The following is a 15,072-nucleotide window of genomic DNA, read 5'->3' as shown; positions in this document are numbered from 1 at the left end:
CAATAAATTGTCTTTAAATTGTGTGGAAAGTCCACAAATCTCTAACCGAATCCCGAAACTTCGGGACGGCCAACATTATACTATTTGAGGTGGCTGCCAAATACTTCCATAGAAATTGGAAGCTAAAACTGAGATGTAATTTGGTAACGGACGCTTAATCAAAGACCCTATAACATGAAAATCAAAATTAATTGCAGATGCATAACTTAACACTTGCACTCCACAACAACTGCATACGCAAAATGGTGAGCACAAATCATTTTGTGTGTCATGCGAATGATCAATATGAGTTTCAGTAAATTGAGCTGTCTTTTGCGCAGCATTATTCATTTCCATATCAGCACACGGCATGAAGGAAATAATAAGAATGATAAAAGACAATATGATATTGGTTGTTTTCAATACAGTAAAAATACTATTTATTCTATTACAAAATTAAATTATTTAAAGTGTCTGCTATAAAAATTGGTAACCTTGGCTTTTATCAATCCACAACTCTTTCGATCTGCATATTTGTTATCTTTTTTTGAAAGCCTTAATGACTCTGGCAAAAAGTCCGTAAACATAAAATAACCTCCAAAATCAAATAACTTTGGAGGTTTGTAATTGTGATGAATGCTGATGCGCTCCATTTATTTCTTTATAGATTAGAAATATTTGGCATCGCTTCAAATTGCCATCTGATATATTATTTCAAATTATCTTTAAAGAATTTTTCTAACTTATCAAAAGGAATCACATTCACTTTATCATACAAATCAACGTGAACTGCATTTGGGATAATTATTAATTCTTTTGGTTCATTTGCCACTTTAAAAATATCTTCACTAAAATATCTTGAGTGCGCATTTTCTCCTGCGATTAAAAGCATTGGTCTCGGCGAAATTTCTTTTACATAACTTAGTATTGGCATATTCATAAAAGATATTGGATTAGTCACCAGCCAGGCTCCGTTTGAGTTTACAGAGTTAGCATGAAAACCACGTGGCGTTCTGTAGTAATCAAAATATTCTTTTATAAATTGTGGTTCATCGCCTTTCAATGTTTCCGGTAAATTTCTTGGGCCATCTGCCGGTTTTCCGTTTTCTGCATCTTTCCAACGTTGCTCACCCAGATTTTCTAATGTTTTGGTTCTTTGTTCCAAAGTAACAGAATCATTGTAACCCTTCGACATTACTCTGGTCATATCATATAAACTTGTCACAGCAACCGCTTTAACTCGTTTGTCAATTGCTGTGGCATTCAGGGCAAAACCGCCAAAACCACAAATCCCTATAATTCCGATTTTGTTTCTGTCAACGTTTTTTTGCAATCCTAAAAAATCAACCGCGGCACTAAAATCTTCAGTATTAATTTCCGGAGAAGCTACATTTCTTGGTTCGCCACTACTTTCGCCTGTATAAGATGGGTCAAATGCTACAACAGCAAAACCACGTTCAGCCATAATATTGGCGTATAATCCTGATGATTGTTGTTTTACAGCTCCGAAAGGCCCGCTAATTGCTAATGCAGCTAATTTTGTGTTTCCGACATTTTTCGGAAGATATAAATCTCCGCTTAAAGTAATACCATAACGATTTTTGAAACTTACTTTTTGACGGGTTACTTTATCACTTAATTTGAAAGTATAATGTTCTTTTGATGTATTCATTTTTTCTGATTTAGATTTTTTGTCTTGCGAAAATGCTTGCAATGTTAAAAGAAGCATCATTGTAATAATCAATGTTTTTTTCATTTTATTAAATTAAATTGTTTTTAAAATTTTTGCAGGAATTCCGCCTACGATCGTATTATCGGGAACATCTTTAGAAACTACCGCTCCTGCTGCGACAACTGAATTTTCGCCAATCGTTACGCCCGGCAAAATGGTAGCGTTGGCACCAATCCAGGCATTTTTTTTAATGAGAATTGGTTTTGGAATTAGAGAATGTCTGTCTTCGATTGAAGTTGGGTGACCTTCGGTAAGCAAACTTACTTTCGGAGCTATTAATACATTTTCTTCAATAGTAATTCCGCCCAAATCAAGAAAAACGCAATCGAAGTTGATGAATACATTTTTGCCGATTTTGGTATTTTTTCCATAATTGATATAAAACGGTGTAAATACAGTTACACTTTTGTCAATCTCAGATGCTGTGATCTGGCTTAAAAATTTTATGATTTCAGCAGGATCTGACGAATTATTCATCTGAAGCAATAATTTCTTTGTAGCAAAAGAAGCTTCACGCATTTTATAGGCATCTTTATCTGCTGACGAAATGATTTCGCCATTTCTTAATCGGTCGAATATTGTTGTTTGCATCTGTTTAATATTTAAAAACACAAAATTAAACACAAAGCCTCGCAGTGACTTTACTGCGAGGCTCAAAGAATCTTTCTGACAGGCTCAATACATTTAAGAAACAGGTCTTGTTTCGATAATCAGGAAATGAGCGACACGGTCTTTGATGAACCATTTTCCATTTACAAATACATAACTGTCATCATATTTCACACTGTAATCAGTCAAAATATCTTTTCCTTCAATTTCTCTGATCATTTTGATTTGAGTAAATGAAACTCCCGAAGCAGTTTCGTTACCGATTTTTACAGTATGTTGTCCGTTCAATGTAAAATAGGTTTTTACCAAAGAAGCATGATGGTTAAAATCTTTTTCCATATTTTCTCTTCCGGAAACATCGGCTACCAAAACGCCACCCATATAAACTTTATAGGTAACATCCGGTGTTAATAAATCCATCACTTCAGCAATTTTTTTATCATCACCTAAATAGGCATAATCATCAATTAAGCTTCTAAGTTCTTCTTTTGTTTTTAAAATCTCTAGGGTCATAATTTTGTCGTTTAATTCAAATTGAAAATTTATTTTGTGTAATTATTACAAGCCAAAATTATATTATATTTGCTTACAATTTATTAGTGATTACCTAAAGGTTAGCAGGTAATAAACAACATAGTTATGGATGAAGTAAAAGAAAATCAAGTAGATAACAAAGCATTTACAGAAGATTGTCATAAAGTTTTAATGGCAGTTTCAGACGCTTTATATGCCATTGGCGGCAAATGGAAACTGATGATTATCATCGCCATGGCAAGAGGAAATAAACGATTTACCGAAATTCAAAGACAAGTTACAGGAATCTCTGCAAGAGTTCTTTCCAGCGAATTAAAAGAACTGGAAATGAATGGTTTTATCATTAAAAAAGTAGAAAATGGATACCCTGTAAGCATAGAATATGAACTTCTGCCCTACAGTCATACGCTTGAAGAAGTTGTAGGAGCCATGACAAAATGGGGAATGCAGCATCGCGAAAAAATTAAAAGCGAACATTCTTCGGGAAAATTAAAAAAAGATAAAAAAGTCTAAACTTCCGTTGGCGAAATTCCGTATTGTTTTTTAAAGGCGGTTGAAAAATGAGATGGGTTTTTAAAACCAACTTCCATATAAACATCTTGTACTTTTCTGCCTTCTTCCTTTAGTTTTATGTAAGCCATTTCCAAACGTTTTTTTATCAGCCATTTTTGAGGTGTAAGGCTGCTTATTTTTTTAAAATCTCTTTTAAAAGTGGCCAGACTTCGTCCGGTAAACGATGCGATTTGTTCCATTGAAAGTTCCTGATTATAGTTTTCGTTGAGGAATTCCAAAAGGTCAATTTTCCAGGGTTCGGCAAAGTCAAAAAGTATTCGATAAAGCTGTTCACTGCTGTTTAGTAAAGCATAAATTCCTTCCAGCAATTTTAAATGTGTAACACCTTCCGTTGGTTTTATGTTACTGTCAAAATAAGGGGTAAGCGATTGAAATAAACTTTCTATTGCAGGAGTTGTATCTAATTTGAAAACCGTTTGATCGGTAACTTCTACAGCTTTCGGAATTTCAGATTTATTCATTTTGTTGTAAAAATCACGCAATATATTCCGCTTAAAAGTCAATGAAATACCTTTGTATAAATCCTCGCCTTTGCTGTTTTTATACATTTTCAAGCGATGATCTCTTCGGATAAAAGCACAATCACCAGCCTGTAGTTTTATTTTTTTGTTTCTGTCCTCTATAATCTGTTCTCCGGAGTACAAATAAACCAAAACGTGTTCGGGCGTGGCGTGAATACACTTTTCGCTATAATCACTAAAACAGGACAAGAATATTCCTGAATAGCTTAATGTTTTTAATTTATCTTCTTGCTGCACGTCCATAATTTCTAGTATTGTATCACTAACGTACAAAATTAAAATTTATATTTCAGTATCGCTTTGTTGTAAGGTTCATATTGTCTTTCTCTAAGGCTCAATTAGATTATTGGCAATTACTCAAAAAATACTTCTAAAGGAAACCTAAAAAAGAGCTGTTGGCAAAAACAGCTCTTTTAGGGTTTCTCAAATGATGTACAAGCTTACTAATTCAAATACTTCTAAAATAATAATGTTTGAAAAACCAGTATTGTATTATTTTAATTTAAAGTTCCCTACTCCTTCTTTTAACCAATTCGTATAAAATTGAATATCCGGATTGTAAGCTGTTGGCTGGTTCAAAGATTCTCCATTATGATTGGTTAAAACATAATAAGGCTGGGCATTGGTTTTGTATTTCAGGATTTGAAATTCACTCCATTTCTGACCAATATATTTTAATTTTTTACCTGTTATTTTTGATACAATCTGCTCGTTTTCTGCAAGTGGTCTTTTATCATCTACATATAACGAAATGACAACAACATCATTTTTTAACTGCGATAAAACCTGTTGATCCGGCCAAACGCGTTCTTCCATTTTACGGCAGTTTACACAGGCATATCCTGTAAAATCGATCATAACGGGTTTGTTTACTTTTTTGGCGTAGGCCAAACCAGTTTCATAATCATGAAAAGTCGTGATTCCGTTTGGACCACTTTCTGCGCCTTCCGGCAATACCTCTTTTGAATCATTTGAAACCGCTGTGTTTCCAAAACCATTTGGCGATTCACTATATTGTTTTGCCGGCGGAAAACCGCTGATGTATTGCAATGGAGCTCCCCAAAGTCCTGGAATTAAATACACTACAAAAGCCAGAACTGCAATTCCTAAACTCAATCTCCCAACAGAAAGATGGGTTACAGGAGAATCGTGCGACAATTGGATTTTACCAAATAAATACAAAGCCAAAACAAGGAAAATAGCGATCCAGATAGCCAGAAAAACTTCTCTTTCTAATAAATGCAATTGCAGAACTAAATCGGCATTGGATAAAAATTTAAAGGCTAAAGCCAATTCTAAAAAGCCTAAAACAACTTTTACAGAATTAAGCCAACCGCCAGATTTTGGAAGTGAATTCATCCAGCCCGGAAAAGCGGCAAAAAGTGTAAACGGCAAAGCAATAGCCAATGAAAATCCAAACATTCCGATAATGGGTGCCAAACCGCCCTGACTTGCTGACTGTACTAACAATGTACCCACAATTGGTCCTGTACACGAAAAAGATACTATCGCTAAAGCCAAAGCCATAAAAAAGATACCGATAACCCCACTCTTCTGTGAATTGTTATCGACTTTGGTGAGCCATGAACTTGGCAAAACAATTTCGAATGCACCCAAAAAGGAAACCGCAAAAACAACCAATAATAAAAAGAATATCAAATTGAAAACGACATTTGTTGCCAGTGCATTTAAGGCATCTGCGCCAAAAAGTGTGGTTACCAATGTTCCCAGTGCTACATAAATAATGATGATAAACCAGCCGTACAACAATGCATTTCGAATTCCGGCTGCTCTGGTTTTGCTTTGTTTGGTAAAAAAACTAACCGTCATTGGGATCATCGGGAAAACGCAAGGTGTTAACAAAGCTGCCAAACCTCCCAGAAAACTCAATAGAAAAACACTCCAGATATTTTGTTCTTCCGGTGCGGGAACATTTTTTACGGCAACAACCGCTTTTTTGACCTCTGGTTTAATTACATTTTCTTTTACAGTAGCTGTTGCAATTGTATCGGGATTTGTGGTTTTAGTTTCCACAATTACTTTTGTTTCTTCTTTTAAATTATCTTTCGGAATTTCAAAAATAAACTCTCTTTCCGTTGGCGGTAAACAGCTTTGATCGTTGCAAACCATAAATTCGATGGTGGCATTTATCTTAAAAGCTTCATTTGTTTTTCGCTCTATTATTTGTGTAAAAACAGCTTTGGTTTCAAAAAACTTAATGCGCATATTAAAAACCGGATCATCAACTTCATGTCCGTTTGGTTCTGTAACGCCACCTTTTACCGTATAATTTTTAGATTTTGCAAATTTAAAACTCGTTGGCATTGGTCCGTTTGCAGGAACTTTTTGAGAATAAATGTGCCAGTTTTTTTCTATTTGGGTTGTAATACTTAATTCATAAGTATTACTATCTAATTCTTTTACAGCTGTTTTAAACGATACCGGATCGTAAATTTGAGAAAATGCGTTTTGAAAACTAAAAAGTATCAAAAACAATAAAAGTAATTTTTTCATAGCAGGAAACATTTCATGATCGATCCAATTAAGGAAAGTCCATAATTAATTGATAAAACGAAAAATAGTTTAGATAAAGAACCTTGGTAATCAGGTGTTTTGTGGTTTTCAATCTTTGTCAAAGTTTGAAACTTTGACAAAGATGATCACCTAATATTACTTTTTATATCGGCTTAAAATCCATTTGCCGATATCGTCCAGAACTTCGGGAGCAAAAACTTCGTCTATTTCTTTGACTTCTTTCTGTGTACAAGCAGTGCAATGCTGGTACATGTGATTTAATCCCGGATAAATTTTAGTCGTCAGGTCTTTGGTTTTCAGATATTTTTTGAATGAATTTACATTCTCTACCGCCGGAACCTGAATGTCTTTGTCTCCATTTCCTATAAATACCGGAATTGTAATTTTGGGCAAATAATCTTCAGGATTGTAATGAATGGTGTATCGATACCATTTTTTATCAGCATCTCTTGAATATCGGTAGGTAAAAGTCTCATCACGCCTGTCTGAAAGGTATATTTTTTCAGTATAACCGAATCCTGCATTTGCATCCAGGCTTTTGTTTTTGCTTCAATAACAGGCTTTGCAGATTCGTCATCTTTTGTATTATAAACAGCTTTGAATAAAATATTATACAACTCCATTTGTTTTCCCACAACTTCATCTGTAAAACCATAACTTTTAAGAATTGCCGTATTTTGCAAGTTCAGCATTTCGAGTCCGCTTACTCCTACTCCGGATAAGCTTATCATGAATTTTACATCTTTATTTCTCGAACTTACAATCGAGGCAATCATTCCGCCTTCACTATGACCAATTAAACCGATATGTGATGCATCGATAGTTGGATCGTTTTTTAGGTAAACAATTTCTTCATCAATATCGTCGGCAAAATCTCCGGTTGTTGCGATTTCAAAATCTCCTGTTGTTTTACCAATTCCACGGTCGTCAACGCGCAAAGAAGCGATTCCGTTTTTTGCCAGATAATCTGCTAAAACGGTAAAAAATTCTCTTCCTACATACGTATAATTACGATCATGCTGTCCTGTTCCTGAAATTAAAATAGCAACCGGATATTTCTTTTTATTTTTCGGAAGTGTCAATGTCGCTCCATACGTCAGTTTGGTATTTTTCCCTGAAAAGGTAAAATCTTTCACTTCATACGGATATGGTTTTTGCGGATGCTGTGCAAAAAACAACGGTTTAATTTCGTTTTGTTTCTTTAAGATAATTGTCGCATTTGGAATCGAGTAATTATTAAAAATCCCAGTAATTGTTGTTTTCTGCGGATTGTATTTTCCTTTAAAAGTAAACCCATACATATCATTTTTAAAGGAAACACTATCAGCAACAATTTTTACGGCAACTTTAGATTCTGAACCTAATTCAGGAATACTAAAGGCCAGGGAATCTATTTTACTATCAAAATCTCCAGAAACCAATATGCGGTACGATTGATATTGTCCCTGCCAGATGGTTTGTGAAAAACCAGTCTGACAGCACAATAACAAAATGCTGAGATATAAAAAATTAACAATTTTCATTTTCTAACCTTTTTAACTAAATTATTTTTTCTCAGCTTTTAAATATTCTATAATAATCGAAATTTCATCGGCAAGTTCTGTTGGGCTTCCAAAATATCCATTAGACATCCATCTTAATTTTCCGTTTTGATCGATAATCATTTTTTCAGGAATTCCCGAAAACTGAAATGCTTTTGCATACTTTTCATAGACTTCGTCAAATTTTCCTGTTTTTGGATTTTTTCCATCATACAAAATTGTAAAATCAAAGTTTTTCTCTTTTATAAATGCCTGTGTTTGTGCTTTAAAATCTTTGATATATTCCTGTGTATCTACAAAATAGAAATTCACATTAGGATCTTGTTTGTATTTTTCAACAGCCATCTGCATTCCCGGCATTGCATTTTTACAAGGTCCGCACCACATTGCCCAAAAATCAAGTACAACAATTTTTCCTTTATGATCGGCTAATTTTACTTTGCCTCCTTTGCTGCTTTCTAACTCAAAACCTTCAATTGGCTTATTGATAAGTTCTGCAATCAATTTGGTTTTGTGTTCCTGAATATTAATGTCTGATTTAAATGAATTGACATAAGCTTCAAAACCTGCTTCTTTTCCGCCTTCTTTTAAATAAATGGCTTTTAATGAAGCGAGCATTTCCGGAGTTGATTTGTTTTCTCTAATGCTTATAGCCAATAATTCCTTAGCGTCCAGCGTTTTTCCTTCTCTTAAAAGCATTCTTGTATACACTTCATTATACGAAGCGTCTTTATACCCGTAAAACGGCTTAACTTTATCTAAATACCTTCTCTCTAAATCATAGTTTTTAAAGTATTCCTGAAGTTTTGCATACGTAAAATATTCTCTTGCCGCATAATTCAATGCCTGAGCCTGCCATTCTTTTGGAGATAATTTTTGAACAAATTCTTTTGGAACATACGCTTCTCTGCTTTCCATTTCAGGAATAATTATATCGGCGTATTTTTTTAATGTTTCTAAAGATGTTTTTTCAACTCCGTCTTCATTTCTGTTAAACGGAATTGAAATTAAATGCCACGAATAATCTAATACATTATAGAACGAAACTTTTTTTACGCTGTTGATGGCAAAGTCGTAATCTTTGTTTTTTACGATATAATTGTAAGCGATTGCCTTGAATAATTTATCGCTGAAAAGACTTTCTGTCTCAGTAACAACATCTAAGAATTTTTCTTTTGGAAAGTTCTTTTCAAACTCGTTATATTCTTTTACTTTTTTATCAAAATCTTTTTCCATAAACATTTTTTTGATTTCAATATCGCGAGCCAAAACCCCTTTTGGATATTTTTTCAAAATTGCCTGTTGTACTGAGTCTATAAAAGCTTTATTAGCCGTTGGCTCTAATAAATTCAATGTTCTGGTCACATTGTACTGATCCTGATTATCTAATTCATTAGTAAGTATAAATCGAAGTTCTTTTTTAATACGAGGAGAAAAATCACCGCCTCTAACTATTTGAGCTACTTTTAAGGCAGGATAAAAATCTTTTTGCGGCTTTCCGGATGGTATTGCAATTCATAATTTACCCACATTACGGCAACAGAATCATTTTTAAAAGCTGATTCATCAACAATATTCGGAACATCATCTGCAAAAACTTTATTACGCAGCATTCCCCAACCAATATAAGCACCCGGAGATTTTGGAAGCATCCAGCTGTAAGTAGTCAGTCCGCCTTTATCTACTAAAGTATCCGAAGTAAAAATAAAAGTCACTAATGACGCATGATCTGAAAGCTTTACTTTAGTCTGCCATTTTTTATCTGCATTAGCTTTTAGATTGATATCCTTAATTTGCCATTTGAAATTATCGTAAGTATAAAGTCTTGCCGAAACTTCTTTTGCATTTTTTAAAATCGTTTGTGAAGGGTCGTATGTAATGGTAATTTCTTCACCCGGATTTGGTTGCTCTGGCGCAACATCAAATGTTTTAACTTGATCTTGCGCATATATAGAAGCATTCGCAACTATAAAAAGTGCTAATAGTTTTAATATTTTCATTTTTTTGATTTTATAAGCACGCCCATGTAGGTTTTTAGGCGTGCTGTATACTATTGAATTTTATTAATTTTGTTGTAAATCAGGGGCGTAATCAAAGTAGATTGCCGCAAAAGGAAACTGGTAACGGGCTCCGTTTGGTTCGATACTAAAAGTTTCATTTAAATAGGTGCGTGTAATGGTTTTAGCAAAACGAGGATCTTTATTTAAACGTTTCAAATCAGCCCATCTAAATCCGCCTCTTCCCATTAATTCTTTTCGGCGTTCGGCCAAAACTTTAATAAGGGCATCATTGGCATCAACGGCAGTTAAATCGGTATAATCTGCGGCTCTAAAACGACTTTTTCTTAAGGTATTAATCGTATTCATTGCTGCTCCGACACTTCCTGCTCTGGCTTCACATTCTGCTTTAATCACATACATTTCAGGTACAGTTGGCCCTGCGTTACGTCCGTCTCCAGATAAAAGCTCTTTTGAGTAAGCTCTTCCCTGAGTTAGAGTTCCAAAAGTCATATCATTTAATGATCTTGTATACAACTGATATCTAAGATCGTTTGTATCAAATGAATTTAATAACTCGTCACTTAATGATAAAACCATTGGAGAATACATATAATTACCTGATTCTTTTGCCAGTATATTTTCAGGATCCTGAAAAGTTCTCGGCCATGAATAATCTCCCAGATTTTGGTAATCTTCCATATTCAACAGGTTGTTTTGCAGGGTCAATGCGGCTTCTGCACTTTGCTGTGCTTCGGCATAATTTCCCATATACAAATTGGCTCTTGCCAAAAGCGCATAAGCAGCAGCTCTTGACGGAAACCAAACGTTTCTTCCTGTTTGTACGGCTTTTAATCCTGATGTAGTAGCTTCTGTAAGATCTTTTATAATTTGATCATATACTTGTTTTACTGATGCTCTTGTAATGTTTTCGGTTACTGTTGGCTCAGTTAAAAGTGGAATTCCCGGATCTGTCGCCGCTGTTGCAGGATCATACGCTTTAGCAAATACATTTGCCAGGGTTAAAAAGATGTAGGCTCTGTGCACCTGTGCTTCTCCTTTTATGGCTAAACGCTCAGCATCTGTACCATTTGTACTGGTCATTACTTCAGAAATAATTACGTTGCAGGTGTACAATGACATGTATAATGAATTCATATTACTGTCTGTTTCCCCTACCGGAATAATTTCATCAGCCCATTTATACGTTTGTACATAAGGTCTGTTGAAGGCAGATCCAGAATAATTCTGCTCGAAATAAGCGGCATGATCATCACGCATTACAATATCATCCGAAGCCATATCTATTAAACCGTATGTGCTGTTAAACGTGCTGGCTCCCTGAAGTAAATATCTGTAGTTTGCTGTTTCTTTGGGAATTAGTTTCCCTTCGGTTTGTATGTCTACGTAATTATCACAACTTGTTAAAAGTGTTGATAAAATGCCTATATAAATTAAATATTTTTTCATCGTTGCAGCTTTTAAAAGTTAAAATTGAATCCTACTGAATACATTGCTGTTGGAGGTAATTTCATGGTGTTTCCCGTATATGGCAGAAAATCAGGGTCTAAATCTTCTTTGTTTTTTCTCCAGATAATGCCCAGATTTCTTGCAGAACAAGTCAATGAGGCGCTATTGATAAAAGTATTGGCAAACAATTCTGATAAATCATATTTCAATGAAACTTCTTTAAAACGCACATGGTCTCCATCAATTACACGGTTATCACTAAAAATATAGCGTCCGTAACTGTAGCCTGTCATTCCTCTAACACCCGGAACATTTGTAGTTGCTTCGTCTCCCGGATTTCTCCATCTCTCATCAATTTCTGCCGTTAAATCATATCCATTAAATGTTCCGTATCTGCTTACATAATTGCTAAATGCTGGTTTAAACAATACATAATCTAATTTATAGGTTGCTAGAAGATATAGAGAAAGTTTTTTATAACTTAAATTAGCACTTAAACTTCCGTAATATTTTGGTGTAGAACTTCCCATGTATTTCATGTCTTCAATATCAGTCAACAGTGCATTTGGCTGTACAATGTTTCCTTCTTTATCATAAACCTGAGTTGCTCCCGAAGCATTTAAACCTGCATTTCTAAAAGCAAAAACACTTCCTGTTGGATATCCTACCAATGGTGCTGTACTTCCTGAACCGTTTAATATATTGGTAAAATTGGTAAATCTTGAATCGGTTACCTCATTTTCGTTGTAAGACGTTACCAAATTCAAATCAAAACTAAAATTTTTGGTTTTAACAATAACACCGTTTAAATTCAAATCAATTCCATGCCCTTCTAAAGTTGATGCATTTCTCACTAACATATTGTTTGGAGTACCATAAAATGGCGAAACCGGAAATTCCATAATTAAATCCCTGCTGTCTTTTTTATAATATTCTACAGTTCCGTTTAAACGATAATTAAGAAGACTGAAATCTAAACCAAAATTCATGATTCCTGTTTTTTCCCAACGCAATGCCGGATTGGCTGCCGCCGAAACAAAAGCAAATGGTTGTTGTGATAATCTGTCAACATCTCCAAGAGAAATACTTGTAAAAGGGAAAGTGCTCAAACTAATATTCCCGTTATATCCATAACTTGCCCTAAAAGCCAAATTATCAAAAAGGGTTGCGCCTTTCATGAAATTTTCCTTGATGATATTCCATTTAAAACCTGTAGACCATAACGGTGTTCTTCTGTAACTTTTATCTACACCAAAATTATTATAGTCATCTAAACGCGCACTTCCTGAAATGGTATATTTGCCATCATAAGTATAAGCTGCATTACCATAATAAGACAAAAAGCGGCGTGTTGCACTTTTTAAGGTATTATTGTAACTAACGCCCTGAGCATAACCATAAATTGTGTTAGGCATATTAGATGGAAGATCAATAGAAGTCTGAGCCGTATCATTGTAACCAAATAATGTTCCTGACTGATTAGATTCTTTAGTTTCTCTAAATTCAATACCTCCCATAGCATCAATAGAATGTTTATCAGCCAAAAGCGTGTTATAGACTAACTGTCCTCTGGCAGTATAACTGTCTTTACCAAATCTTGAACTTTGATTTATGCCTCCTATCGGAACTCCATAAACAAGTTCATTAGTTGCCGGATCAAGATAGGTATACTGGTTAACAAAATCTCTTGCAAAAAAAGTATCCGCACTAGATAATTTCCTATTATCCAGATTAGAAGTTTCGATATAATAGGCTCCAACTGCATCCAAACCTTTAAACAAAGGTGCCGTAACCGAAATATTGGCAGAGTAATTTCGCTCTTTTAGATTTGTGTTTGCATTATTTAATTCATCCATATAATTGTAAGTCCACGGCAAATATCCCTGACTTTGAAGTCTTTGGGTATCTGCACTATAAAAACGTCTATCGTATGAAACTGAATTTCCGTTAGCATCTACAATTTGGTCATAAGGCAAATACGTTGTTAAAGACGAACCGAGCGGCGTTAATCCTAAACCATTTTGATCATAATCAAAAATAGACCCTTTAAAACTTGTGCTTACTTTTAAATAATTAAACATTTTAAAATCCTGGTTTACAGTAAATGTCATACGTTTACCACCAGTACCAATAGCCTGCGTTTTTTCGTTAGAAAAAGAGGCCGATGTAAAATACGTATAATCATTTTCGCCTCCGCTAAAGGAAAAATCATAAGTATTAGATTCTGATGGACGCAATAAATACTGACTAATCTGGTCATAATTATTTCTCCCTCTTAAAATATCCAACTGCGCATTTTTTTCAGCAGCCGTTATTGTACCTCTTTTTTCCTGAAGCATTAATTCAACTCCCTGACTTACAGGTGTTGAATTAAAAAGACTAAAAGCCATTGCCGGATCTGTAATAATTCTTTTATCTACCAGTTCCTGCTCTAAATTTAAAACCTGAGAGGAGTTCATTAGTGGCAAGCGCGATAAAGAAGCTTTATCTGCAATAGCATAATTTTGAGAAGCACTAAATTTTGTTTTCCCTCTTTTTCCTTTTTTGGTTTCGATTACCATAACGCCATTTGCAGATCTTGCCCCGTAGATTGAAGCGGCAGCAGCATCTTTTAAAAACGTTATTTTCTCGATATCTTTAGGATTTATCGTTCTGATATCCAATTCCGTTGGTGTTCCGTCTAAAATAATCAATGGCATACTGTTGGCGTTATAAGTCGACTGGCCTCTTATTCTAAAGTTGTAACTTCCCTTGCCCTGATTTTCGCCAAATAAGTTTCCGTATACAAATGAGTTATCAGAATCTAAAACGTCGATTGCCAAACCCGCAACCTGACCTTCTAATTGGTGCATTAAGTTTGAAACCGGAATTTTCTCCAAATCTTTTGCCGTAATTACAGATACAGATCCTGTCGATTTGTTTTTTGAAATTTTCTGATAACCATTATTCACGACAATTTCGTTCATTAAGGCTACTTTTTCTTTTGCTATTATTGTGATATTGGGCCGACCTTCAAGAAAAACATTTGTTGTTTCCACGGTTAATCCTGTAACTTCGATAATTGCATCTGTTGGCACATCGTATAAAACGAAGCTTCCGTCAAAATCGGTTACAGCTCCAATTTTGGTTCCTGTTACCCAAACATTTACGCCCGGATAAGGGTCTTTCTGCGCGTTAAGGACTTTTCCTTTAACCTGAATAGATCCGGTAGTTTTATTTTCGGGTCTTGAAGAAGTGACAACAATAGTTTTGTCCTGAATAGAAAAAGAAAACTGCTGGCCTTCAAAAATAATGGCTAAGGCTTCCGGAACACTTTTTTTCTGAATATTCAGGTTGACTGGTTTTGCATTCTCTAATATCTTCACATTATAAAAGAAAACATATCCTGTTTGCTTTGTAATACTGTTAAATACAGTTTGAAAACTTAAATTATTACCATCAATAGTCACTGTCTTAGTGCTTTGTGCAAAAGAAAAACAGCTAAGAAGAAGCAATAATATAAGGTATAGTTTTTTCAAATTGCCAGTTGTGAGGGACAGGAATTTTTCTATTTGGGAAGAATTCTTGTGTGGTTGTAATTT

General features: G+C 34.7%; 13 protein-coding genes. 1 reads left to right on the top strand and 12 read right to left on the bottom strand.

From position 1 onward, the window contains the following. Positions 1–75: 75 nt before the first annotated feature. The 4 genes from ACZZZT_RS14705 to ACZZZT_RS14690 all read right to left on the bottom strand — a co-directional run bounded on the left by ACZZZT_RS14705 (position 76) and on the right by ACZZZT_RS14690 (position 2,833). A complete protein-coding gene (locus tag ACZZZT_RS14705) occupies positions 76–402 on the bottom strand; it encodes a DUF6660 family protein (protein WP_463460945.1) in 327 nt (108 codons plus the stop codon). Between the two features lie 286 nt (positions 403–688). After that, complete coding sequence (locus ACZZZT_RS14700) at positions 689–1,735, bottom strand: alpha/beta hydrolase (RefSeq protein WP_463460944.1); 1,047 nt, start codon at positions 1,733–1,735, stop codon at positions 689–691. A 9-nt stretch (positions 1,736–1,744) separates the two neighbouring features. Then, on the bottom strand, positions 1,745–2,311 hold the full coding sequence (locus ACZZZT_RS14695) for a sugar O-acetyltransferase (protein ID WP_463462442.1): 567 nt from the start codon (positions 2,309–2,311) through the stop codon (positions 1,745–1,747). 84 nt (positions 2,312–2,395) lie between these two features. After that, positions 2,396–2,833: a nuclear transport factor 2 family protein gene (locus tag ACZZZT_RS14690; protein ID WP_463460943.1), complete on the bottom strand. Its 438-nt coding sequence runs from the start codon at positions 2,831–2,833 to the stop codon at positions 2,396–2,398. A gap of 126 nt (positions 2,834–2,959) precedes the next feature. Between ACZZZT_RS14690 and ACZZZT_RS14685 the strand changes: the two genes are divergently transcribed. Next, entirely contained in the window at positions 2,960–3,367 is a 408-nt protein-coding gene (locus ACZZZT_RS14685; RefSeq protein WP_463460942.1) for a winged helix-turn-helix transcriptional regulator, read from the top strand. Here ACZZZT_RS14685 and ACZZZT_RS14680 read toward each other — a convergent pair. The 8 genes from ACZZZT_RS14680 to ACZZZT_RS14645 all read right to left on the bottom strand — a co-directional run bounded on the left by ACZZZT_RS14680 (position 3,364) and on the right by ACZZZT_RS14645 (position 15,009). Then, a complete protein-coding gene (locus tag ACZZZT_RS14680) occupies positions 3,364–4,191 on the bottom strand; it encodes an AraC family transcriptional regulator (protein WP_463460941.1) in 828 nt (275 codons plus the stop codon). The two genes, ACZZZT_RS14685 and ACZZZT_RS14680, sit on opposite strands and share 4 nt — an antisense overlap. 249 nt (positions 4,192–4,440) lie before the next feature. Next, a complete protein-coding gene (locus tag ACZZZT_RS14675) occupies positions 4,441–6,462 on the bottom strand; it encodes a protein-disulfide reductase DsbD family protein (RefSeq protein ID WP_463460940.1) in 2,022 nt (673 codons plus the stop codon). A gap of 156 nt (positions 6,463–6,618) precedes the next feature. Further along, complete coding sequence (locus ACZZZT_RS14670; protein WP_463460939.1) at positions 6,619–6,876, bottom strand: hypothetical protein; 258 nt, start codon at positions 6,874–6,876, stop codon at positions 6,619–6,621. After that, positions 6,846–8,006: an alpha/beta hydrolase family protein gene (locus tag ACZZZT_RS14665; RefSeq protein WP_463460938.1), complete on the bottom strand. Its 1,161-nt coding sequence runs from the start codon at positions 8,004–8,006 to the stop codon at positions 6,846–6,848. The genes ACZZZT_RS14670 and ACZZZT_RS14665 overlap by 31 nt, the downstream gene beginning before the upstream one ends. A 21-nt stretch (positions 8,007–8,027) precedes the next feature. Further along, complete coding sequence (locus ACZZZT_RS14660; RefSeq protein ID WP_463460937.1) at positions 8,028–9,377, bottom strand: TlpA family protein disulfide reductase; 1,350 nt, start codon at positions 9,375–9,377, stop codon at positions 8,028–8,030. A gap of 113 nt (positions 9,378–9,490) precedes the next feature. Continuing rightward, on the bottom strand, positions 9,491–10,024 hold the full coding sequence (locus ACZZZT_RS14655; RefSeq protein ID WP_463460936.1) for a hypothetical protein: 534 nt from the start codon (positions 10,022–10,024) through the stop codon (positions 9,491–9,493). A 63-nt stretch (positions 10,025–10,087) separates the two neighbouring features. Further along, positions 10,088–11,491 carry a RagB/SusD family nutrient uptake outer membrane protein gene (locus ACZZZT_RS14650; RefSeq protein WP_463460935.1) on the bottom strand — a complete coding sequence of 468 codons (1,404 nt, stop codon included), beginning with the start codon at positions 11,489–11,491 and terminating at the stop codon, positions 10,088–10,090. An 11-nt stretch (positions 11,492–11,502) separates the two neighbouring features. Further along, positions 11,503–15,009, bottom strand: coding sequence for a SusC/RagA family TonB-linked outer membrane protein (locus ACZZZT_RS14645; RefSeq protein WP_463460934.1), 3,507 nt, complete (start codon positions 15,007–15,009; stop codon positions 11,503–11,505). Positions 15,010–15,072: the final 63 nt, after the last annotated feature.

Source organism: Flavobacterium sp. AC274 (assembly GCF_979258275.1).
This window is presented reverse-complemented; position numbering and strand designations above follow the sequence as displayed.

Excerpts from the sequence above, each read along its gene's own strand:
- ACZZZT_RS14665 (WP_463460938.1), bottom strand. The coding sequence starts at position 8,006 with ATGAAAATTGTTAATTTTTTATATCTCAGCATTTTGTTATTGTGCTGT.
- ACZZZT_RS14700 (WP_463460944.1), bottom strand. The coding sequence starts at position 1,735 with ATGAAAAAAACATTGATTATTACAATGATGCTTCTTTTAACATTGCAA.
- ACZZZT_RS14685 (WP_463460942.1), top strand. The coding sequence starts at position 2,960 with ATGGATGAAGTAAAAGAAAATCAAGTAGATAACAAAGCATTTACAGAA.
- ACZZZT_RS14675 (WP_463460940.1), bottom strand. The coding sequence starts at position 6,462 with ATGAAAAAATTACTTTTATTGTTTTTGATACTTTTTAGTTTTCAAAAC.
- ACZZZT_RS14650 (WP_463460935.1), bottom strand. The coding sequence starts at position 11,491 with ATGAAAAAATATTTAATTTATATAGGCATTTTATCAACACTTTTAACA.
- ACZZZT_RS14655 (WP_463460936.1), bottom strand. The coding sequence starts at position 10,024 with ATGAAAATATTAAAACTATTAGCACTTTTTATAGTTGCGAATGCTTCT.
- ACZZZT_RS14690 (WP_463460943.1), bottom strand. The coding sequence starts at position 2,833 with ATGACCCTAGAGATTTTAAAAACAAAAGAAGAACTTAGAAGCTTAATT.
- ACZZZT_RS14680 (WP_463460941.1), bottom strand. The coding sequence starts at position 4,191 with ATGGACGTGCAGCAAGAAGATAAATTAAAAACATTAAGCTATTCAGGA.